Below are 22,909 nucleotides of genomic sequence, written 5' to 3'. Positions count from 1 at the left end.
GTCGCAAAAAATAGCCCGGAGGATCTGATCTTCCGGGCTTTTTCTATATCATCCGATTTGATGACGCTGAGTGAAACTGGGAATGCTCACGCACTCGCTTGATCCAGCTTCGCCACTTCGTCAGCACTGAGTTGCAGCGTCGCTGCTTTCGCCAGCTCGGTTAATTGCTCCACGCTGGTCGCGCTGGCAATCGGAGCCGTCACCGCAGGGCGCTGGATCAGCCAAGCCAATGAAACGGCGGCCAATGAAACCCCGTGCGCCTTGGAAACCTCGTCGAGCGCGGCCAAGATGCGGAAGCCTTTTTCGTTGAGGTATTTTTGCCCGATCGAGCCGCCACGGGCACTCTTGCCAAGATCGTCCTGGGAGCGATATTTCCCGGTTAGAAATCCACTCGCCAAGGAATAGTAACCGATCACTCCGATCCCGTGATCCAGGCAGACATGCTCCAATTCATCTTCGAAAACCGCCCGATCGTAGAGGTTGTATTCCGGTTGAAGACTCACATAGGAAGGCAGGCCCGATGATGAACTCACTTCGAGCGCCTGCTTCAGACGCGCAGCGGAATAGTTGGACGCGCCAATTACCCGGACTTTGCCTTGCTTGATGAGTTGATCATAGGCTGACAAGGTTTCATCTAACGGAGTGGACTCGTCATCTTTGTGAGATTGATAAAGATCGATGTAATCGGTCTGCAGACGACGCAGCGAGTCCTCGACGGATTGAATGATGTAATATTTCTTCAGTCCCTGGGAGCCGTCCCCCATTTCCATACCGACCTTGGTGGCGAGCACGACCTTGTCACGCTTCCCTGATGTTTTGAACCACTCGCCAATGATGGTCTCCGACTCACCACCCCGGTTCCCGGGAACCCAAGTGGAATACATATTCGCGGTGTCGATGAAGTTGAATCCAAGATCCAGAAAGGCATCCAGAACGGGAAACGAAGCTTTTTGATCGATCGTCCAGCCAAAGACATTGCCGCCAAGTGCGAGTGGATAGACATGGAGATTTGATTTGCCGAGAGTGCGCGTTTGCATAAGTGCTGATGAGTTCGTGAAAAAGAGAATGAATTCGTTCACCGCGAACATGAACCGGCTCCTTCACTCAAGCGAATGGTGATTCCGGGACATTTCCAGCGGCTTCTGGTGATTTTACCGAACAGTGCCCAATTTCGCCGGAGAAGTGCCCGGGTGCGGTGTGGCAGCATCGAATCCCATGCACTAATATGGTGCCCCGGGAGGAATTGATTGAGCGCCGGGCAAGAATTCTCTGCAGATGATCCAGCTTAGCAAACAAACCGCCATTTCGCTTTTGGTCGCAGGGACGTTTTTCATGGAGAACCTGGATGGAACGGTGATCACAACGGCGGTCCCATCGATGGCCGAATCATTTGGCGTGGAATCGGTGGCGTTGGGCATCGGTGTGAGTGCTTATCTCCTGGCGCTCGGCTTTTTCATCCCTTTAAGCGGCTGGTTGGCAGAGCGACTGGGTGCCAGGCGCATATTCTCTCTAGCGATCCTGATCTTCACCCTCTCTTCCTGGTGCTGTGGCATGACCGATCATCTTTGGTCATTCGTCGGCCTACGTGTTCTCCAAGGGTTCGGTGGAGCGATGATGGTGCCTGTGGGGCGATTGGTCGTTTTGCGCCAGACCCCCAAAGATCAATTGATCACGACCATCGCGACACTCACGTGGCCGGCTTTGGTTGCTCCCGTCATCGGCCCGGTCATCGGTGGTTTCATTACCTCCCATTGGACGTGGAGATGGATCTTCTATCTGAATCTTCCGCTGGGATTGATGGCATTTGCGGCGGCTCTATGGCTGATTCCCTCTGATCGTAAAGCGTCGGACGTCCCGTTCGACTGGCGTGGTTTCTGGCTAACAGGTCTCGCGCTCATCGGCCTGATGGGCTCGGCGGAGTGGCTGGGGCATGCTCATGATCTACGCCTGACCCCGATGCTACCAGGTTTGTTAGGCGCCGGGCTTTTATGGGTTGGAATCCGGCACTTGAGACACTCGGCTCATCCGCTGGTGAGTTTGGCGGCTTTGAAATATCCAACGTTCCGGGTAACCGTATTTGGTGGCTCTTGCTACCGCCTGGCTGTGGGTGCGGTTCCGTTTTTGCTGCCGCTGTTATTTCAGGTTGGCTTCGGCATGTCGGCGGTTCGCTCAGGCACACTACTGATGGCGGTGTTTGCTGGAAACCTTTTGATCAAACCGGCGACAACTCCACTACTCCGTCGCTACGGATTCCGCACGGTCATGCTCGCGAATGGGTTCACCAATTGCCTGGGCCTTTTGCTGTGTGCATTTTTTACGGTGAATACTCCGTACTGGATGCTCGTGTCCGTTCTGTTTCTCGGTGGCATTACCCGGTCCATTCAATTCACCGCCTACAACACCATCGCATTCGCCGATGTTCCACCCGATGAAATGAGCGGTGCCAATACCCTATTCTCCACATTCCTTCAATTGTTCATGGGCTTGGGCGCGGCTTTCGGGGCCATCAGCGTCCGGCTTCTATCCGTTGTACTTCCAGCAACAGCAGGTCATGAAGGGCTTGAGATGCGCGGTGCTTTTGTCGTTCTGGCCATCACCTCGCTGATTGGTCTGTACGATACCTTCAAGCTCCCACAGCAAGTGGGTGAGCATGTCACCAAAGCGGCCAAAGCATGAACCCGTTTGATTTTCCATCCGGGAAAAACACCAATTTCAACCGGATCGATGCCTAAAGTTCGATTCGCATCGATCATCTGCAGGCATCATGTTCGTTCTGTAGAACGTTACGATGAATTCAACCATGTCTCAGGCCAATTTGTTCAGCCCCTATCGCCTCGGAAAAATGGATCTCCCGAATCGGGTGATCATGGCTCCCATGACCCGCTGCCGGTCATCCCAACCCGGAAACATTCCCAACGAAATGATGGCTGAATACTACGGTCAACGTAGTTCAGCCGGATTCATCATTGCAGAAGCCACCCAGATTTCACCTCAAGGCCAGGGTTATTCGTTTACGCCCGGCATTCACAGTCAGGAACAAGTTGAGGGGTGGAAAAAAGTAACCCGCTCAGTGCATGAAAAAGGTGGCAGGATTTTTCTGCAACTGTGGCACGTCGGCCGCATGTCCCACGCCCACTTTCAGAATGGCGGCCAACCGGTTGCTCCTTCCGCCATCCCGGTTCCAGATGACACCACGATCTGGATCGCCAATGAGGACGGCAACGGCGGCAAATCAACTCCCTGCACCCCGCCGCGCGAACTGACTCTGGATGAAATTCATTCAATCCAGGAAGACTATGTCCGGGCTGTGAAAAATGCCAAAGAGGCGGGATTCGACGGAGTCGAGCTTCACGGTGCGAATGGCTACCTGATTGATGAATTCCTGCGCACTAGCTCCAACCAGCGGACCGATTCCTATGGCGGATCTCCGGAAAACCGCGCTCGTTTCCTGATCGAGATCGTCGAGAAAATCATCAACATTTTCCCGGCTGGCTGCATCGGATTGCGCCTTTCGCCACACAATCAATCGCGCGGCATGGATGATCCAACTACTCCGGAAACCGCACTGCTTGCCCTTCGCAAGCTCGACTCGCTCGGACTTGGCTACATCCACTTTGCGGAAGTCGATTGGGACGCAGCACCGGATGTGCCGCTCGAGTTCCGGGTCGAAGCACGCAAGGCATTTTCACGCACGATCATCGTCGCCGGAAAATATGATCTGGAAAAAGCAGATTGGGTCCTGCGGGAAAACCTCGCCGACCTCGTTGCCTTTGGCAGACCGTTCATCTCCAATCCCGACCTCCCAGCCCGGTTGGAAAATGGCTGGCGGTTAGCCGAACTGGATCCGACCCGTTTCTATGGCGGCGGCAAGGAAGGCTATGTGGATTATCCAGTCCACCGGGCAACGGAGAATTCCTAACAAGGCATTTCATGGCAAAGGCCGCCTGGCTGTAACGGGTCAGTTTTCGCTGCCCTTTCGGCGCAGGCGGTCGAGCGATAATGCATCGAATTTGATGGCAGCGATCATGCCGCTGTAGAATGCCAGATACACCAGCTGGATGCTCGCTCCGCTCCAGTTTTGAATCAAGCAGGTCCCGAACAGCAACAAGCTCATCAACAAGGATCCCGCGACCAATGTTGGCCGGAGAAATAATCCAAGGATCAGCAACACGCCGATGATTGCCTCCGCAATGGCGATGCCATAAGCGGACAAACCAACCAAAGCAGATGGCAGAATACTGCTGGCAAATTCCTTCTGCAGCCCTGCCGCAAATGCATTCAACTTCGGCAATCGGGTCAGTCCGTGAAGCGCAATGTTGATGCCAAGACCCAAGCGGGCCAAAGCGTAAGCCAAGGAAAAGTCGGAGATGTTTTTCATGATGCTCGTATTCGATTTCGCAGAAAAGCACATCGGCCTCCACACAAGGATCCGATGAATGCGAAGACCAAGAATCACTCAATTTCTCCCATCGGAAAGCCTCAGATTGGGGACGATTCCCGGCAAACCCGGTGTTTTCACCGAGGGATCTGTCAGTCAGAGAAAGTGGCGGTCACCGAACTGCGGAAATCCCCGGGCGACTGGCCGGTTTGCTTGCGGAAAAACCGGCTAAAATAGGAAGGATCCTGAAAATTCAGCTCATACGCGATCTCGGACATGGTCAAGTGAGTGTGAGCCAGCAGCCGCTGGGACTCCAAAAGCAATCGGCCACGGATCAATTCACCGGCAGAACTTCCGGTGTGGGATTTGGTCAATTCGCTCAACCGGTCGGAAGACAGTCCGAGTTGTTTGGCATAATCGCTAACTTTCTGAAGCGCCTTGAATCGAGTTTCCAGCAACAGGTGAAAATCCCTGACGACCGGAGAAACTCGGCCATTCGCGTGGGAAGTAGGGCGCCCTTGATGAATCCTCCCGGCACGGACGAAAAGCGTCCGCAGCAGCCAACGAAGGACACTTTCGAAATGGTCCTGCTGATGCCCATATTCCGATTCCATTTCCCGGATCAATCCTTCGAGAGCACTCTTTGATTCGGGCGAAACCTTCAGCATCGGAATTCCATCTTCGGGAAACCAAAATGGAAATTGCAGCAACTCACTGGGTGGCCCGCAGCGGCCATCGAAAAATTCCTGAGTGAACGCCATCATCACTCCGGTGAGCTGATCGTATTCGCTCCAGGCATGCACCTGGCCGGGTGTCACAAAAATCAGCGTGGTGCCATCGATTGGGTAGGAGTGGAAATCGTTGAGGTGGAAGCCTTTCCCCTCAAGCCAGAACACCTCAAAGTACCCATGCCGGTGAAGTCCGACACGATTGGTCATGCGCCGGATATTGTCTTCGAATCGGCTGATGTAGATTCCTTCGAATCCACTGGGAGATTCGAAGTAGTCATGAATCGAAAAAAATGGGACTTTATCGTTTGGCACAGCTCAGGCAGCGAATAGTCGGGGAAAATTGAGTCCAAAAACAGGAATTGGCAAATCTCCACGTCCATTTTCGAGTCTGCTGCCAACAGAGCACCAAAACGAGCCGCCGTTACTGCACTGTTTTAAGGACTTCCACTTTCACAGGAACCACGCCCTTTTTCACGAATCCAAGACGGCCGGCAACACCGACGGTGACGTCAATGACACGACCTTGAACAAATGGTCCACGATCGTTGATGGTGACGATCTCGGACTTCCCATTCGACATGTTGGTGACGCGAACTTTGGTTCCCATCGGCAATGTCTTGTGAGCTGCGGTTGCCGCCTGCTCGTCCAAGCGTTGTCCGCTTGCGGTTTTGGTGCCGTGGTTGGTGCGGATCGAATACCAGGAAGCTTTCCCGGTTTGGACCGACTTCACCGTCGGCTCAGTCCGCACGACTGGGGCGGTAGTCGTACCATTCCCATTCGCAGCACAACTTGGCAAAAGAAGGACACCGGCTATAGCCAGGGCCACGGACTTGAGGTTCCGGGTCATGTTCATAGTGGATTCCCCTGAGGGGCCAGCCCCGATACGCGACATCGGACCGTCGCGCAACCCGAAACAGTCATTTATGTTTCCGCAGAAATACTACTAATGTTAAGGGATAATACGGATCTATTTTAGATATCTTAGATAATTTTTTCATAAATCGGTCCGCACCTTGCTATTTTTACACCTCATGCTGGGTAACTGGATGCCATCGAGCAGGGACCGCTTTACGCGTGCGGATTTCGATTTCCTCACCTCCATTCTGGCAGTCGGCGACAAGCGCTCCCATCTGGCGAAACTTTGGGAAGATCCGGACGCGCTGCGCGAATTGCTCGATCTTAAAGAGGTCTTGAGAGGCGTCCTCGATTCACCCGCTGTGATCCAGGTTTCTCCGGCCTTCTACTTTTATGTCCTTGTGCGGCATGGATTTCTGCAGGCTGGTCTCACCGATTCTGACCTCGCGGATTACGTCGCCGGAGTGATGGCACGGCGTGTTGCAAGCAGCTCCGGGGATTTTCTACAGGATGTAGCACGTGGTTACACCCATGCGGCGGACTTCATCGCCATCATTTCCTCTTCCCATGGGCGCATGAGATTCCACCTGCAAGTCGCGGCGGGGAACCAGTTTTTGATCCTCACAGGGCTTTATCCGGGATTTCTGAAGCGGCGTTGCGAGCGTACGGCTGCGCCGGATTTGGCATTTTACGAATCCTTCGCACGCCAAGCATATCGCGGTGCTGCGGACAATCCCCAAGCCCCGGGAAACACCCCACGGCAGCTGCTGGGAACCTTATCGGAAATTTTGCCAACAGCCCGATTATCACTCAATCGGATCGCCGAGGAATTCATCTTTCTCGGCGAGTGATTGAGGCATTGGACTGGTTTAGGGAATTTCTTTCCAAGAAGCCTTCTCCAGTCGCCAGCCATCGTCGGACTTCTTCCAGTTCAGCTCGACATGGAATCGCCCATCCACCGGCCGATACTCCTTCAGCGCCACCAGACCGGTCAGCTCAACCACTACCGTGCCGGTCTCACCGTCCGAGGTCACTGAGACGAATTTCTCGTCTTCAAAGGCGCTTTCGATCGCATTCGAACTGAGAAAAGAAAAGCCGCTCTCCAGCTGCGAACGTTCGAAGCGTCCATTCACATCTCCGATCGAGGGGGCTTCCAGCGTAACGTAATCCGCCAATTTGGAGCCGATCGCCAGCTCCTTGAGATGCCGGTATGCCGGGGCGCTATCGCGTTCCAAGGTCAGGGTATCGAACAGCCCTGACGTCCGTCGTTTCAACACCTGCACCGGTGAAAACCACCACGCCATGAATCCCACAATCACCGCCACGACCATGATAAAATAAATCCCACGTTTCATGGCCTCGGCTCAGTCTTTCTTGTTTGCATCGTAAAATATCCGGATTTCCGCTTCGTCAGTGCCCAGCAATTGCTGTGCACGTTTGAGAGCGTCACGGGTTGAGAGGTTTGGGTTGCTGGGCCAATTTAGAAAGAGATTTGTCTCACCTTCCTTGCGATTGCATCCCTGCTGGAGAGTTTCCAACACACCCGATTTCTTTAAAACCCAGTAGACTTCACGAGTCGCGCCGGAGATCAACAGATGCAAGTTTTTGCTACGAAGAAATTTAATCAAATCCTCCAACGCCATGACACTCGTCGCGTCGAGATGATGGGCGTTTTTCATCCGCAAAATGATCACCTTGATCGCTGGATCAGAGACCGTTCGCTGAATTTGAGTTCGAAACAATTCTGCTGCGCCGAAAAACAGGTCGCCTTCGACGTGAACGATCGAAATCGCCGGTATGGGCCGCTTGTTTTTTTCGCCAATCTCCCGCAGTTGGCCTTCATCACTGAACTCGTACTCGATTAATGAAGGGCGGCTCGCCTTACGCAAAAACAGGGTGATGGAAACGGCGACGCCGATAAAAATCGCCACATGCAGCGGCGCGATCAATGTCGCAAAAAAAGTTGCCACCAAAACCCAGGCGTCGTCCCTCGTGGAGCGCAGACAAATCCGGATGTTGCGCACATTGAACATCCCCACCGAGAGCGCGATGACGAGAGCTGCGAGAGCCGCCTTCGGCACATGATCGACCAAGGGCATGCCCCAGTCCACCGACATGGCGATGACAACTGCAAAAATGAGCGTGTAAATGCCTGCAAAGAACGACGCAAAGCGGGTTTTCGCTCCCGCGTCGTGGTTCAACATGGAACGAGTGAGCGAGCCGGACGCAGGCATGCCACCAGTCATCGCGCTGGCAAGATTCGCAATTCCCACGGCGAGCATGTCCTGGTTCACATCGACATTGTCCCCGGTCATCGATGCCAGGCTTTTCGCCATCAGGGTATTTTCCAGCGAAGCCAGAAAGGCGATCGCAAACCCAACCCCAAGCAGCGCGGAAATGTCCTGAAAGATGCCTTCACGGAAAATCTGCGGCATCCCCGGCATCAAATCGCTGAGGGCAAAGGTGGAGAAGGTCGAAGCTCCGGCGAATGGCCCGATTTTTGAGTGGATCAGCCAACCGAAAGTCAGGGACGAGAGGAAGAGTGTCAGCGCAAAGGCAGGCCATTGTGGACGCCATTTTCGAAAGCCGACGTAAACCGCAAGGGTCGATCCACCAATCGCGACCGAAACCGGATCGGTGTGCCGCAATGCTTTTACCAGCACGAGCACCATGCCGAAAAACGTCGAAGTATCACCGCCCTCCATATAGGCCGCCACTCCTAGAAATGACCGAAGCTGGTTTACCACAATCAATGCCGCTGCCCCGGTGATGTAGCCAACGAGCACGCTCCGCGAAATGTATTGCAGCAAGTCCGCGACTCGGAACAACGCACCGAGAGTCGCAAACAGCCCGACCATGAATACCAGCAGTGGCATCAGTTCATTCCAACGGCCTGCCAACGCCGGGTTGACCGAAAAAAAGCTAAAAAGCATGAACGCCGTGGCATTGGTCGGACCAAGAATCGTGTGCCGCGATCCAGAAAAAAATGGCGCGACCAACGGAGCAACAGCGGCACACAAAACGCCATAAACGACCGGCAAACCCGCGATTGCCGCAAACGCAAGGCCTTGTGCAATTGCCAGCATGGTGACACTCACCGCCGCCCGCGCATCCGCCCAGGCATCCCCCCCTTGGTAGGTGGAGAGAGTTTGTTGGAAGAGGCCGAACTTGAGGTGCCCCGCTGAAAAAAAATCACGCAGGTTGCGGGTCGCTTTTCGAACGAGCGGGAATGACTTCATCAGTTCCGATTCTTTTATCGGAATCTGGCGCGGCGGAAAAGAAACAAACCAAGAAGCACACAAATCACATTCGGTGCCCACAAGATGACGGTGGAGGACATGCTAGACTTCGCTTCAGATGCCAAAACGGAAAATAGGAAATATCCAGCGCCTAACAGGATACTCATGATCATGCCGGAGGAAGTGTCCTTCCGGCGGCTGTTGATTCCCAATGGCACCGCAATGAAGGCAAACGCCAGGCAAGCCATGGAAAAGGAATAGCGCTTGGTGATCTCCGCCCGCGCCTCGATCACCTTCTTGCGCTTCAAGTCCGGATTATCACTTAGGAACTGGGAAATCTGCTGATTGGTCATCGCCGAAGTCCGATCCTTGCGGATTCTGGGCTTGTCGACATCGATCATCAAAGGCTCGGCATTCTCGGCCAGCGCGTTCTCGAACTGCCCTTCATCGCCAACATCTTCAAAGTAGGTGTCCTGCAGCTTCAGGCGCATCTGCCCCTTGTCCTTGTTAATGGCAATCGCCGCGTATCGGGCGTAAATGTAATTGGTCCGCGCGCCAGTCTGGGAGTCAAACTGATAGAGGTTGAAGCCGTTCACGCCGTCCTTCGATTTACTCTGAATCAGGATTTGCCGCTTATCATCGTTATCCTTGAAGATTTTCACCACGCCCGGCTTGAGCAGGGACTTCGGGTCGCGAATCGCCTGTTCGTAAAGCTCGCGCTCCACCAGTTCACGCACGGAGGATTTCCCCGCTGGAACGACATTGATGTTCAACCAGAGGCTGGCCAGCGAAAGCATTCCGCCAATCACAAATACCGGCACTGCCAGTCGGAACAAGCTCATGCCCGCTACCCGGAAGCCGACGATTTCCCGATCGGAAGAAAGCCGACCAAAAACCAGCAGCACCGCTGAAAGAAATCCCCACGGGATCGTGTAAATCAATGAAGTCGGCAACACGCTTAGGATGAAGCGGACAATCAAGCCAAGCGGCGCCACTTGATCCACCAGCAGCTCGCGGATTTTCTGGAAAATATTCCCGAGAACGAGCACCAGACTCAGAATCACGATGGCATACAAGGTTCCGAGGAGGACCTGTTTGCCGATGTACCGATCGGAAATGCGCATGAAGTTGGTGGACTTTGTCGCAGGCGGCGGCCTCTGTCCAGAAGGTTGCGGGGTCGTTTTGCCATACCTGCCCGCTCCCGCAAGTCGCTTCCTGCAAAACCAACAAAAAGGGCGCCGATTCGGCCATGTGCCAAAATCAGCGCCCTCGTGAAATCAGAGGAATGTGGAGTTCACCGTTCGAGTCAGAACGGCTACAGAATCAATCCTCAAGGAGTGGTCGATACCGGACGGATCCGGCCCAATTCACGGATGAGTTGGCGGGTTTCAGTTTGCCAATCATTCATCTTCTCACGGGAAAGCTGGACGCGGTCTGCGACGGCTTTTTCCAGCTCGTGGTAGTTGCTGGAGAGTTTCTCGATCACCTCGTGAACGGAAGCGCTGGCAAGTTGGCAAACCGATGGACCGGAGCTGTGAATTTCTTCCAAGCGCAGCTGGGCACGGCGGCGGGCTTCACGCATTTCAGCGAGCAGGATTTTACCATCCGGCACACGGCGCAGACTATCTGCCAAACCAAACTTGGACAACGTCCAGATCGTCCACTTGCTAGGATCCCACTGCCATGGCTTCACCCCGTTGCGGTAGTCGTGTTGGAACTCGTGGTGATAATTGTGATAACCTTCGCCGAAGGTCAGGAATGCCATGATCGCACTGTCACGAGCACTGTGCTTGGTGGAGTAAGGTTGGCGGCCCACCGTGTGGCAAAGCGAATTGATGAAGAAGGTACAATGTTGGGCGACGACGACGCGCAGGACTCCGGCAATCAAAAAGCCACCAAGGGCACCCTGCCATGCGTCTTTGCCCATGTAGGAATTCCAGCAGAATGACATGATCGCAGGAATGATCAGGCCGCTCAGTCCGATGAGGTGCACCCAGCGATGCTGCCACATGACCAGCTTGTCTTTGCGCAGGTCATTCACGTTGTCCATTGGAGGCACCGGGTTAAGCTTGAAAAGCAACCAGCCGATGTGTGCCCAGAAGAAGCCTTTGGAAATATCGTAAGGATCGTCGTCGTGATCGACATGCTTGTGGTGGCGGCGGTGATCCGATGCCCAGTCGAGGCAGGAATTTTCAAACGCCCAGGCGCCGAAAATAAGGGTGAATAGACGGACCGGCATCTTCGCTTTGAACGCGATATGCGAAAACAGTCGATGGTAACCCACGGTGATGCTCATCATCGTGGCACACAAAAAGACGAAAAACATGGCGAACTGGAACCAGTCGAAGCCTTGCTTGATGATGTAAATTGGCACGCCGATGAGGGCGATCAGAGCGGTTCCGATAAGGAAGCTGCTGGTGATCCAGTTTACCCGGGAAAATGGGATGCGATACATGATATTGATTTGTAGGGCGACTCGCGCAGGGTTGGTGCCCGAAATTTGGCGAAACTCGCACGGGCCGCAAAAGTGTCCCTATCTACGATGCCGCCTCTTGATGCGCAAGCCCGCCTTTTTACCAAAATCACGGGCGGGTTCTTTCTTGACATCCACCTGCAAATGGTGCATCAACCGCGCCCCCGACCATCCTGCGGAACCAAACCAACCAACCTACTGATATATGCGTGGAGTGATTGTTAAAAAAGGCGAGCCCGTCGATCGTGCTCTGAAACGCCTCAAAACCAAACTCGATACCGAGGGTATCCTCGAAGAAATGCGCCGCCGTCGCGCATTCGAAACTCCTACCGAGCGCAAGCAACGCAAGCTCCGCTCAGCTTCCAAGCGGAACAAAGTCCGCTGGCGCTACTCCAACGCACCTGCAGGCGAAAAAACCGAGTCTGTGGATTGATTTTCAAGGTTCCGCAGTCGGGATAAATCAACGGATGCTAATCGCAGCATCCGTTTTTTTGTGCCCCGATTTCCGCATCGACCGAAATCCCACCCTCTCCATCTTCTCCTTTCCTTTGTTGCCCAGACGAGGAAAGCTCAGCACGAATGGTCGAACGCGTATTTTTAGGCTGGGATGAACCTTTTCTTTTCCCGGCAGCAAATTGGCTGATCCAGCAGCAGGCAGAGCTGCCCGGCGCCTTGGTGCTGGTGCCCACCGCGCAAAGTGGCAGGCGGCTGCGCGAAACTCTGGCAGAACTTTCAGGGGCGATTCTTTCGCCACAAGTCACCACTCCCGGCTCCCTACTCCAAATCAACGACTTGAGTATCGCCCCGCCTTGGCTTGAGCGTCTTGCCTGGACAGAAACTCTGGAGCAAATTCAAGATTGGACCGAATACTCAGGCCTTTTCCCGGAACCACCAGGCGAAGGCAAACATTGGGGTGGCAGCCTCGCATCGGAATTCACCAAACTCCGTAAATCGCTCCAAGACAACGGATTGACCATTCAAACGGCCGCCTATCGTCTCCGTGACACGGTAGAAGAGGAACGCTGGGATGCTCTAACCCGCCTCGAGAACTTGGTAGAGGCGAAATTGAATTCATGGAGTCTCCAGAGCCGTAGCCGCGTTCTTGCCAGTGGCCTGGCGCTTCCAAACGTCAGCAGAATCATTTTAGCTGGAATTTCCAGCATCCCTCCGATTCTGGCGACAGCTCTACGATCCACAGAAATTCGAGTTACCGCCCTCATCGGTGCGCCCGCCGAGGATACAGAGCATTTTTCCGACTTGGGAATCCCGCTGCAAAGCTGGAGCGGTCGGGCTTTCCCATGGCCGGAAAGTGCGACCGGGACCGTCACCCTTGCCGCCGATCCCAGCCAGCAAGCCCAGGAAGCCGTGCGGGCTGCCGCGAAACTTGCCCTCCCATCCGACCAGATTGCTTTGGGCTCAGCCGATACCGAACCAGGCGAAGAACTGGAACGCGCGTTCACCCGCGCCGGATGGACCGCCTTTCATCCGGCAAAGCAGGCGATCGCCTCAGGGCTGGAACGGTGGCTGAAGGTGTGGACCAAATGGATTGAAAAGCCGGCGCTTTCCGTCATGGCAGATTTACTCTCCTTGCCAGAAACCGGCATTCTGGTCGGTGGCCGCCGCGCACAAAAAGCGGAACAATTGGCCAAACTCCGCGATCGCTGGATGGTGCAACGCATCGACGAGCTGGCTCTTCGACTGGCAAATCACCACTTCCGGTCAGACGCAGAAAAGGAATTGGCCGATGAGGTATTTCAGGCGGCAAGGAAACTTGAGGGCTATCGCACAGACTTTTTGGGCAAAGCGATCGCTCCCAATTTGCGCAAACTTCTGGAAATCTTGAGCCGCTGCGGGCCAGCCACCGCCGAGCAGGCAGCTACGATGATCGACTGGCTGGCGTCAGCGAGCCCATTCATTGAGCAACTGGATCGCAATGCCGGTTATTGGATCGATCTGATGATCTCCGAGCAACCCACCCCGACTCCGCAACCTCCAGATGGGCGGGTCATTGACGTTCAAGGTTGGCTGGAGCTGTTCCATGAGCCCGGCCAACATTTGATTCTCTGTGGTCTGAATGAAGGCAAGGTTCCTGCCAACAGTGGCGGCGAACCTTGGCTGAGCGAAACTATTCGCAAACGGATCGGTCTAACCGGCCAGGCGGACTTCGCCGCGCGCGATGCCTTTCTGCTGACTGCGATGATCCAGATGCGCCGGAAAACCGGAAAAGTGGATCTGATTTGCGGCAAAGTCGGCTCCGGCGGAGAGACCTTGCTGCCGTCACGGCTTTTGCTAGCAGCCCCCCCCACCGATCTACCACGCCGCGTGAGACACCTTTTCCGCGAAATCGAACCGCCGGAAGCCGGCTTGCGCTGGCAGGCTGACTGGCAATGGGCACCTCGGATTGCCACGCCGCCAACACGGCTGAGAGTCACCGCGATTTCCGATTTTCTACGTTGTCCGTTTCGGTTTTACCTCAAACATGTCCTGGGCATGCAACGGCCGGAGCCGAATCGAACGGAATGGCATCAGCGCGATTTCGGCACCGTCGCCCACGATGTCGTGGAACGCTGGGGACGCGATTTGGAAGCAAGAGATTCCATGGACGCGGCGGAAATCGAGGCCTGGTTGTCCGCCGAACTGGATCGAGTGCTCGCCGAATGGTTTGGAAAAAAAATCCCGTTGGCCGTAAGAATTCAAACCGAAGCCATGCGCCAAAGACTTGCCTGGATGGCACAGGTCCAAGCCGAACAGAGGGCGCAAGGTTGGAAAATCATCGACGTTGAACGCCCACTGAACCTGCAGATCGACGGCATGCCGATTAGCGCAAAGATTGACCGGATTGACCGCCACGAAAGCACCGGGCGATTGCGTGTGATCGACTACAAAACCGGCAGGGTTTCGTCGGTAGACCGATCGCATCGATCCAAAATCACCGCATCTACGAAAGTTCCCGTACATTTTGGCGACGACTCAGCTGCCTTCATCGAAAGCATGGATCGCGGCAAACCGGCCCGCTATTTCTGGACCAATTTACAGCTCCCATTGTATGCAGCTGGATTAGTCCAGTCAGGCGAGGGCATTCCCACTCCGTGCTATTTCACTCTGGGAGGCACGGAAGCGGACGTGGGGCTTCACGAGTGGGAATCATTCGAAGCAGCGGACCTGGACGCCGCGCTCAATTGCGCCGGCTGGGTGGCGGAACAAATCCGCAATTCCAACTTCCTGCCCGCCGCAGAGAAGGTCGACTACGATGATTATAGTATTTTATCGGCAGGCAAGCCGCTCGAAGAGATGATTGCTCCGCTCGCTGAATGGCGCAAAAGTTCAACAACGGAGGAGAAGCCATGAGTCATTTCGAATCCCATTTACTGATCCTGGCCTCAGCCGGCTCCGGAAAAACCTATCAATTGGGAAACCGGATCATCGATTTGGTGGTTCGTGGCGCTGAACCGGAAAAAATCGTCGCGCTCACCTTTACCCGCAAGGCCGCAGGTGAATTTGCAGACTCGGTGCTGCTCAAGCTGGCAGCTGCTGCTGAGGATCCTAAAATTGCCGCCAGACTGTCAGCCGAACTTGGCCTGCCGGATCCTGATTTCAGCAAAGCCCTGGAACAAGTCGTCCAATCCCTGCCAAGGCTCACACTGGGAACCATGGACAGTTTCTTCTCCCGGGTAGTACGAGGTTTCCAGTATGAACTGGGGCTCACCGGCGGAAAATTTGAATTGCTGGAAGGTCCACGCGCAGACGCGGTGAAAGATGAACTGCTCACCGAGATTCTGGCAGAACCGGTGGAAGCCGGGGAAGCTGATGAATTTCTGCACGGATTCCGCCGCGCAACCATCGGCAAGGAAGGAGTCGGCGTTCTCAGAAACCTACGTGATTTCGTCGATGATTGGCAAACACGCTACCGAACCTCCGCCGATCTCGAGTGGGGGCCGGAGTCCCTGGCAGCCGCCGCCATGGACGAGTGGGAACAACAGAAGCACAGGCTTGCAGCAACCATTCTCCGCAGCCTGGACCATCTCGACTACACCTATAAAACGCAACGGAATGCGATGGAGAAGATGGTCGAGGTCTTGGTCTCGCACACAATCAATAGCGGCATTCTCGGCAAGGGACCCACGTTGTTGCAGAATGTTTTCGAAGCGATGGCCAACGGCTCTGGCTCCTTGTGGGTAAAATCTAACAAGGAGTTTCTCATCAGCGGGATGGCCGGGGATGCGCTGCGTGAAATGGTGATGCTGGCAGCAAATTGTGAAATGGCCGCCGCGCTGGTTCGCACCCGTGCTTTGCACGAGACCGTTGCAAAAGTGGACGAGCTAACAGAAAAGCGTCTTCGGAAACGGGGGTTGTTAGGATTCGATGACGTTAAAATTCTCATGGGTGAGTGGGCGAAAAGCGAGGAAGCACGCCTGCGCCGGGAAGCGATCGATTTCCGCCTGGATGCCCGGCACGACCACTGGCTGCTAGATGAGTTCCAGGACACCAGTTCGGCAGACTGGACCGGGCTGGAGCCGCTGATTGATGAATCCGTCAGTGGTGATGAAACAACGTTGTTCATCGTAGGTGACCGCAAGCAGGCCATCTACGGCTGGCGCGGTGGAGAAGTCGGCCTGTTCGACCATGTGATGCATCGATATTCCGGCAAGCTCAAGCCCACATCGATGACTGAATCCTGGCGATCCTGCCCCGAGGTTCTGGCATTGGTGAACCAGGTTTGTGGGGGTTGGAAGACGATGGAATCGCTCTTCGGCCAAGCTGCGGAAAAATGGCATTGGGAGGATCACATCTCCGCGCCTCCATTGGTTTCCGAGAAAAACCGTGGCCACTCCCGAGTCGAGTTTTGCGCAGACGAGGATGCCAGGATTTCGCGGATGATCGAGATTCTGGAAGACCTGGGAATTGGCAAACGGGCCCTGAGTTGCGGCGTTCTTGTTCGCAGCAATCAGAAAGTCCGGGAGATCGCCGACGAACTCCGGAATGCAGGTTTTGATGTGATTGAAGAAGGCAGACGCGAACCTTCGAAGGACAATCCGGTGGGCATCACGCTGGCGAATTTACTCCGGTGGCTCGCAGACCCTGCCGACGGGATGGCCAGCGAAATCATCGCGATGTCCCCTTTGGGAACCGTTCTCACCGAACAATTCGGCCCAGTTTGGCAGCGCACTTGGGAGGAGCTTTTAGCCATCTCCGCCAATCACGGGTTTGCCGCGATGATGGAAAAAATCGTGGAACCCGTCTGGAACGATTGGTCGGACTTCGGCAAACGCCGCGCGGGCGATGTGATTTCAGCGCTATCGATTTTTGATGCTCAAGGCGGAACGACGCCGGGCGAAGCGGCGGATTGGATCGAACGATTGGAGGTCTCCCAGAATCCCGGCATCGCCGCCGTTCAGGTGATGACTATTCATAAATCGAAAGGCCTCGGTTTCGACGTGGTTCTGCTGCCCGATGTTCCGAATGATTCCATTCCCCTCACCCAATCGTTCAAAGTCGCAGAGGGCGATGGCTGGTTGACTCAAGCACCGGCCAAATGGGCAAGGCAACTCCTCCCGGATTTGCGCAAGGCAGAGGAAAAATGGGCAATTGATCAACAATACGAGGCATTCTGTCTGCAATATGTGGCTCTGACGCGGGCAAAACGCGGACTTTACGTCCTCTTGGAGTTACCAGCGAAAAGCGCGAATGCTGACAAACCCTCCTTGGCAAATTGGTTGGCCAGATCCATCGGCTTTGAAGGAAAAGATGACCACACATGGGAGTCCGGCCGAGCGGACTGGGTCCAATCCATCTCAGAAATCCCCGTAAAAGTACCTACTCACGATCAAGTATCGCTGGGGCCTGCTGTTCCCCGGCGTGAAAGAATCAGCCCAAGTGCCGCGCCGGATTCCATCGGCAATTTCAGCGGTCTGAGATTTGGCCAAGAAGTTCACTCACTGATGGAGCGTGTGGGCTGGATTGACGAAGAAAAACCCACTTTCCCCGATACCGCAGCTGGGGTCGCCATCGCAAAACTACTTCAGAATGACTCTATAAAAACTCTGCTCAGTCGTAGGGAAAAAAGTGTCGAGCGTTTCAGTGAACAGCCCATCGAAGCCATTTTCGAATCCGGCTGGATGAGTGGGGTGATGGATCGCCTCCACCTTCATTACCATGCAGATGGCAGTGTGGCACTCGTCGAAATCATTGATTTCAAGACTGATAAAGTAAGCGATCTAAAAGCTCTTGAAGCCCGTCATTCAGAGCAAATGACGCAATATCGCTCGGCAATGGCCAAGGCATTTCCCCAAGCGCAAATCCGCAGCATCTTAGTATCGGTCCATTTAGGCGATAGCATCATGAGTGGATTATAGTGCTATGTGACAATTTTCCTAGGCAGAGGGTCGCCTGGCCTGTTAAAACCCCTGCGCATTGATGATTTTTATGATTCCAACATCATTAAAACCTCACTTTCATTTTTCGTCGGTCTGTCATCAAATCACTCCAACTGCTCTGCGGTTCCACTAACCCGCATCAGGTAATTTCTCAGTTCACAACCCGTGCCGCTCTCACCCCGCCTCAGAGCATACCAGAATCTGATACAATGCGCTGAGACGAATGTGTCCAAGGCACAGCAGGCCCTACAAAATCAAAGACCTAGGCTTTTCACCTACCACCTTGAAGTGGCCAAAACCTGCCATCAAGATGCCCAATTACTCTGGAGTGGCCCGAAAAGTTCGGGTGATGGGCCTGACGGGGATGCCACGAGCTGCGAAATGCTCTTTCGCCTCGCCAACCGTGTGTTTGCCGAAATGGAAGATACTTGCAGCCAAAACGGCATCCGCCTTACCGGCATCGAGCACGTCGACCATGTGATCTAAGTTCCCGGCTCCACCACTGGCGATCACAGGGATTCCAACCGCAGATGATACGGCGGCCGTAAGCCCTAAATCATAACCGGCCTGGGTGCCGTCCGCGTCCATGCTGGTAAGCAGAATCTCACCGGCACCGCGGCGCCAGATTTCCCGCGCCCATTCCACTGCATCCAATCCGACTGGGGTGCGACCGCCATGCGTATAGACGCCCCATTTCCCAGGACCCTCGCGCTTCGCATCAATTGCCACCACGACACATTGACTACCAAAAGCTTTCGCCCCGGCATCGACAAGATCCGGATGATTTACTGCGGAGGTATTGATGGCCACTTTATCGGCACCCGCCAAAAGCATTTCCCGCATATTTTCCACGGTCCGGATGCCGCCGCCCACCGTGAGTGGGATGAAACAATGCTCTGCAGTACGGCGAACGACATCTACCATCGTCCCCCGATTATCTGAAGAAGCGGTGATGTCCAGGAACACCAGCTCGTCAGCCTGCTGCGCATTGTAGGCGAGGGCGCATTCCACCGGATCCCCGGCATCAATCAGATCCACAAAATTCACACCTTTGACCACCCGGCCATCGGTAACATCAAGACAGGGAATGATTCGTTTCGCGAGCACGGGGGTAACAAAGCGTGGTAGCGGGTTCTCGCCAAGCAAAACGCCCGGCCGCTTGAAAAACGGACGGGCGCTTGAGAAAAGAAAGCGATCGAAATTAGCTGAGTTTCGGCTTCCCGACGCGGCGCACGGCGCCGAAGCGCTTTTGGAATTTGTCGATGCGGCCTTCGGTGTCGACGAATTGCTTCTGACCGGTGAAGAAAGGATGGGAATCGGAGGTAATACCGATAGAGATCACGCTATATTCCACACCATCAATCACTTCCTTCTTGTCGGAAGTCTTGGTGGAGCGGGAGATGAATCGGGTACCGGTGGTCATGTCAACGAAGACAACCGGATTGTAGTTGGGGTGAAGATCCTTTTTCATGGAATTGCGGGGCTGTGCCACGTTTCCGACGCGGCGGGGTGCGGAACAGTGGGCAAAAACCCACATCTGTCAAGCTGGCATGTGCATCTCAGCAAGATTGGATCGAAATTTCCTCAAAGTTGAGATTTACATCCTCGCCGGGCGACCTACGAGTAAGGATCTGTTTTTTGAGTCGCTTTTGTGGAAAAGGGGTGGTAATATCACCTCGTTATGGCAACCACCACGAAACGCACCAGATTCTCTCGTCGTCTACCTGACCACGTCACCGATGAGCTTGTAAACGTTCTTACAGAGAAAAAGGTGTTCGGCTTCAACGATTTGTTCGAGCGCGTATTTGACAACCTCAAACTCCGCAATGCGGTCAGTGGAGGCGAAGAAATGCTGCGTTTGCGCGCCTACGAGAAGCTTCAAAATCTAGTGACCCGCGGTTTGGTCGAAAAAATCGGCAAGGAGTACAAGGGAACTGCCCGCGTACATGAAGCATCCAGCGCCTATGCTGCCGCCCAGGAAGCGGCCGCCCAAGAGGAGGCCTGAGCAAAACAAACTCAATTTTGCAAAGGACCCGCACCATTCCGATGGTGCGGGTTTTTTAATGCCCTGCCGTCCAGTAGCCTCATTTTTCCTATCCAATTACCACGCTTTCGCCTAAAACTAGCTTGTTCCTCTTACCGCCATGCCTGAAGACTACCTTCCAGTCCTATTTCAGATCCTGATCGTCATGGGATTCGCCACCGTCACTCTGACTTCGAGCATTCTATTTGGCAGAAAGGGGAAACGAAACGCGACCAAAGATAGTGCCTACGAATGCGGCATGGTTCCCGTCGGCGCTGGCACCCCCCGGTTTTCGGTGAAATTTTATCTGGTGGCGATGCTGTTCGTGATTTTCGACATTGAGGTCGTTTTCATGTATCCATGGGCCATTCAGTTCCGCGATCTACTGCCGTATGGAGCGACTGCTTTGGCGAGCATGGCAGGATTTGCCGGAATTCTGGCAGTTGCATATCTTTACGCGCTCAAAAAAGGAGCACTCAGCTGGAAGTCTTGAATCACCACGATGATCCACCACATCGTTCTCTGCGAACTTAAGCTGAACACCACTCCTGAAACACTCGAGTCCCTGGTCCGGAACAGCCGCAGCTTACTTCTGAAAATCCCGGAAGTCCTGAATGTGCGCTCCGGTCGGAATGTCTCCCCTTCCTCAGATTGGTCATTTTTCTATTCCATTGAGGTCGAGTCGCTCGAAAAACTCAGCATTGTGCTCGACGATCCTTACTACCTCAAACTCCATCAAAAATTCATACGTCCCCATGTTGCAACCCAAGCATCTGAGAGCTACGAATTGGATCCAACCAAGCCGCTTAAATACTCTTGAGGTAAATCCCACTCAACTCTCAGGGGCTTAAAGCCGAATCCAACGATTTTGGCACGATCCGGGCTTGAATCGTTTCCTCATAACCTTCATTTTCCGCAGCCCGGCGATGACCGCCTCCAATGCTACGATGGTTTCCCCGATTCAGATCCCGAACGACGCGCCTTTCAGCCCCGAACAACGGGCGTGGCTAGGCGAATTCTTGGCAAAAATGCTCGCGACTCCGGCTGGCGAGCCGACAGTCGTGTCTGGTCCAGCTGTCTCCGTCACCATTCTTTTCGCATCCCAAACAGGGACCAGCGAAGGCTTGGCGAAAAAGCTTCTGAAAACCCTCAAAAAGGGAAATTTTGAGCCGGAACTCCAGGACATAGCCACCTACGACAAGGAGAAGCTGACCAAGGAAAGCAATCTTCTACTGATCACTTCTACCTATGGTGACGGTGAACCGCCAGACAGCGCCACGGACTTTCACGCTTGGCTCATGTCAGACGCCGCGCCTTCGTTGGCCGGTGTTTCGTTCTCGGTTCTGGCCTTAGGCGATAGCAGCTACCCTGACTTCTGCAAATGCGGCATCGAATTCGACACTCGTCTCGAAGCCCTTGGTGCCACCCGGATTTTCCCGCGTGTGGATTGCGATGTGGAGGTGGATGAACCCTACGCTGAATGGTCAAAGGGAGTCCTCGCCAAGCTGTCACCCACCGTCGATACCGTGGCTCCGATCGGTCTCGTGGATGCAAGTGGTGAAGATGAAGGCTACTCAAAGAAGAATCCCTTCCCTGCTCCTGTCCTTACCAATTTCAATCTGAATCAAGGCGGCGATAAAGAGACTCATCACGTTGCCCTTTCCCTGGAAGGTTCGGGACTGGAATACGAAGTCGGAGATGCTCTTGGCGTTATTCCAGCCAACCCGCCTGAAGTGGTGGACGAAATCATCGCAGCCCTGCCATTCAAAGCAGGAACAGTCCCAGATCCAAAGGGCGAGGACATTTCTCTGCGTGATGCTCTGATCTATCACTACGACATCGGCACGATCAACAAATCGCTGATTCAAAAGTGGCAAGCTCGAAGCGGCTCACCTTTCCTCCGCTCGCTGATCGAAGCCGATGACAAAGACGCCTTTAAGGAATTTGCCTGGGGACGGGATCTGGTGGATCTCGTGATCAATTATCCGGCGGATTTCTCGGATTCTGAAGATTTCGTTTCGGTGCTCAAAAAACTTCAGCCACGGCTGTATTCGATCGCTTCAAGCCCACGTGCGCATCCAGGTGAAGTTCACCTCTGCGTTGGCATTGTCCGATACAAAAGCCACGGTCGCGTGCGAGGCGGGATCTGCTCAACTTACCTCTCGGACCGCCTTTCGGATGGCGTCAAACCTGGCGTTTTCGTTCACGTCAACAAGGCCTTCCGCCTACCATCCGACGGTGCCACGGACGTAATCATGGTCGGCCCAGGAACCGGCATTGCCCCGTTCCGCGCTTTCTTGGAAGACCGGAAAGCAACCGGCGCCGCTGGCAAAAATTGGCTATTCTTCGGCAACCCTCACCAATCCACAGACTTTCTCTATCAGGACGAACTTCAACAGTTCGTTACAGATGGATTTTTGCAAAAGCTCGATCTTGCCTGGTCGCGCGACCAAAAAGAAAAGGTCTACGTCCAGAATCTCATGATCTCCAATGGTGCTGAGCTTTGGAATTGGCTCCAACAGGGTGCAGCTTTCTACGTTTGCGGCGATGCCTCGCGGATGGCGAAAGATGTCGATCAAGCGCTCAACCAAATCGCAGAACAACACGGTGGACTCACCAGCGAGGAAGCTGCTGCTTTCATCTCCCAGCTCAAGAAAGACAAACGCTACCTGCGCGACGTCTACTGAGATTGGCTGATTCATCTGATAAAAAAGCCGGACTCGTTAAGAGGCCGGCTTTTTTTTAGACCGATTGCCAGAACTCATTTCCGATTGAGATTGGGAAGTGAGCATACGGAGCTCACGGTTCGCGGTTGATCGAGAAGCGTTTGGAGTGA

20 protein-coding genes are annotated in these 22,909 nt (G+C 54.3%); 10 read left to right on the top strand and 10 right to left on the bottom strand.

The window, feature by feature from the left end:
- Positions 1–86: 86 nt before the first annotated feature.
- Positions 87–1,037 (bottom strand): aldo/keto reductase, encoded by a 951-nt coding sequence (locus JIN85_RS16765; protein ID WP_200272932.1) that lies wholly within the window; start codon positions 1,035–1,037, stop codon positions 87–89.
- Between the two features lie 238 nt (positions 1,038–1,275).
- Between JIN85_RS16765 and JIN85_RS16760 the strand changes: the two genes are divergently transcribed.
- Positions 1,276–2,676 carry an MFS transporter gene (locus tag JIN85_RS16760; RefSeq protein ID WP_200272930.1) on the top strand — a complete coding sequence of 467 codons (1,401 nt, stop codon included), beginning with the start codon at positions 1,276–1,278 and terminating at the stop codon, positions 2,674–2,676.
- 124 nt (positions 2,677–2,800) lie between these two features.
- A complete protein-coding gene (locus JIN85_RS16755) occupies positions 2,801–3,919 on the top strand; it encodes an alkene reductase (protein ID WP_200272928.1) in 1,119 nt (372 codons plus the stop codon).
- A gap of 39 nt (positions 3,920–3,958) precedes the next feature.
- On the opposite strand, the gene JIN85_RS16750 is transcribed toward JIN85_RS16755, so the two are convergent.
- The 3 genes from JIN85_RS16750 to JIN85_RS16740 form a co-directional block, all read right to left on the bottom strand.
- Complete coding sequence (locus tag JIN85_RS16750) at positions 3,959–4,378, bottom strand: DoxX family protein (RefSeq protein ID WP_200272926.1); 420 nt, start codon at positions 4,376–4,378, stop codon at positions 3,959–3,961.
- A gap of 152 nt (positions 4,379–4,530) precedes the next feature.
- Positions 4,531–5,316, bottom strand: a complete 786-nt coding sequence (locus JIN85_RS16745; RefSeq protein ID WP_200272924.1) for a helix-turn-helix domain-containing protein — start codon at positions 5,314–5,316, stop codon at positions 4,531–4,533.
- A gap of 214 nt (positions 5,317–5,530) precedes the next feature.
- Complete coding sequence (locus tag JIN85_RS16740) at positions 5,531–5,956, bottom strand: septal ring lytic transglycosylase RlpA family protein (RefSeq protein ID WP_200272922.1); 426 nt, start codon at positions 5,954–5,956, stop codon at positions 5,531–5,533.
- Between the two features lie 199 nt (positions 5,957–6,155).
- Here JIN85_RS16740 and JIN85_RS16735 point away from each other — a divergent pair, with 199 nt between their 5' ends.
- Entirely contained in the window at positions 6,156–6,815 is a 660-nt protein-coding gene (locus JIN85_RS16735; protein WP_200272920.1) for a hypothetical protein, read from the top strand.
- A gap of 18 nt (positions 6,816–6,833) precedes the next feature.
- Here the strand turns inward: JIN85_RS16735 and JIN85_RS16730 are convergent, their stop codons facing one another.
- The 4 genes from JIN85_RS16730 to JIN85_RS16715 form a co-directional block, all read right to left on the bottom strand.
- Positions 6,834–7,319: a hypothetical protein gene (locus JIN85_RS16730; protein ID WP_200272918.1), complete on the bottom strand. Its 486-nt coding sequence runs from the start codon at positions 7,317–7,319 to the stop codon at positions 6,834–6,836.
- Positions 7,320–7,328: 9 nt separating this feature from the next.
- A complete protein-coding gene (locus JIN85_RS16725) occupies positions 7,329–9,203 on the bottom strand; it encodes a SulP family inorganic anion transporter (RefSeq protein ID WP_200272916.1) in 1,875 nt (624 codons plus the stop codon).
- Positions 9,204–9,217: 14 nt separating this feature from the next.
- A complete protein-coding gene (locus JIN85_RS16720) occupies positions 9,218–10,327 on the bottom strand; it encodes an LptF/LptG family permease (protein WP_200272914.1) in 1,110 nt (369 codons plus the stop codon).
- A 206-nt stretch (positions 10,328–10,533) separates the two neighbouring features.
- Positions 10,534–11,661 carry an acyl-CoA desaturase gene (locus JIN85_RS16715; protein WP_425494634.1) on the bottom strand — a complete coding sequence of 376 codons (1,128 nt, stop codon included), beginning with the start codon at positions 11,659–11,661 and terminating at the stop codon, positions 10,534–10,536.
- A gap of 220 nt (positions 11,662–11,881) precedes the next feature.
- On the opposite strand from JIN85_RS16715, the gene rpsU reads away from it, so the two are divergent.
- From rpsU to JIN85_RS16700, 3 genes are all read left to right on the top strand, one after another.
- The gene (rpsU, locus tag JIN85_RS16710) at positions 11,882–12,109 is read left to right on the top strand and encodes a 30S ribosomal protein S21 (protein ID WP_200272910.1); all 228 of its coding nucleotides are present in this window, start codon (positions 11,882–11,884) and stop codon (positions 12,107–12,109) included.
- Positions 12,110–12,255: 146 nt separating this feature from the next.
- Positions 12,256–15,024 carry a PD-(D/E)XK nuclease family protein gene (locus JIN85_RS16705; RefSeq protein ID WP_200272908.1) on the top strand — a complete coding sequence of 923 codons (2,769 nt, stop codon included), beginning with the start codon at positions 12,256–12,258 and terminating at the stop codon, positions 15,022–15,024.
- A complete protein-coding gene (locus JIN85_RS16700; RefSeq protein WP_200272906.1) occupies positions 15,021–18,029 on the top strand; it encodes a UvrD-helicase domain-containing protein in 3,009 nt (1,002 codons plus the stop codon). The genes JIN85_RS16705 and JIN85_RS16700 overlap by 4 nt, the downstream gene beginning before the upstream one ends.
- A gap of 339 nt (positions 18,030–18,368) precedes the next feature.
- On the opposite strand, the gene hisF is transcribed toward JIN85_RS16700, so the two are convergent.
- Complete coding sequence (gene hisF, locus JIN85_RS16695) at positions 18,369–19,157, bottom strand: imidazole glycerol phosphate synthase subunit HisF (protein WP_200272904.1); 789 nt, start codon at positions 19,155–19,157, stop codon at positions 18,369–18,371.
- A 94-nt stretch (positions 19,158–19,251) separates the two neighbouring features.
- Positions 19,252–19,521 carry a type B 50S ribosomal protein L31 gene (locus tag JIN85_RS16690; RefSeq protein ID WP_200272902.1) on the bottom strand — a complete coding sequence of 90 codons (270 nt, stop codon included), beginning with the start codon at positions 19,519–19,521 and terminating at the stop codon, positions 19,252–19,254.
- A gap of 210 nt (positions 19,522–19,731) precedes the next feature.
- On the opposite strand from JIN85_RS16690, the gene JIN85_RS16685 reads away from it, so the two are divergent.
- From JIN85_RS16685 to JIN85_RS16670, 4 genes are all read left to right on the top strand, one after another.
- Positions 19,732–20,055, top strand: coding sequence for a hypothetical protein (locus JIN85_RS16685; RefSeq protein ID WP_200272900.1), 324 nt, complete (start codon positions 19,732–19,734; stop codon positions 20,053–20,055).
- Between the two features lie 139 nt (positions 20,056–20,194).
- Positions 20,195–20,566, top strand: coding sequence for an NADH-quinone oxidoreductase subunit A (locus JIN85_RS16680; protein ID WP_200272898.1), 372 nt, complete (start codon positions 20,195–20,197; stop codon positions 20,564–20,566).
- A gap of 9 nt (positions 20,567–20,575) precedes the next feature.
- Positions 20,576–20,893: a Dabb family protein gene (locus JIN85_RS16675; protein ID WP_200272896.1), complete on the top strand. Its 318-nt coding sequence runs from the start codon at positions 20,576–20,578 to the stop codon at positions 20,891–20,893.
- A 64-nt stretch (positions 20,894–20,957) separates the two neighbouring features.
- Entirely contained in the window at positions 20,958–22,760 is a 1,803-nt protein-coding gene (locus JIN85_RS16670; protein WP_234047486.1) for a sulfite reductase subunit alpha, read from the top strand.
- The last annotated feature ends 149 nt before the right edge of the window (positions 22,761–22,909 follow it).

It is taken from the genome of Luteolibacter pohnpeiensis (assembly GCF_016595435.1).
GTDB lineage: Bacteria > Verrucomicrobiota > Verrucomicrobiia > Verrucomicrobiales > Akkermansiaceae > Luteolibacter > Luteolibacter pohnpeiensis.
The sequence above is the reverse complement of the archived record's forward strand: the minus strand, read 5'-3'. Positions and strand labels throughout refer to the sequence as shown.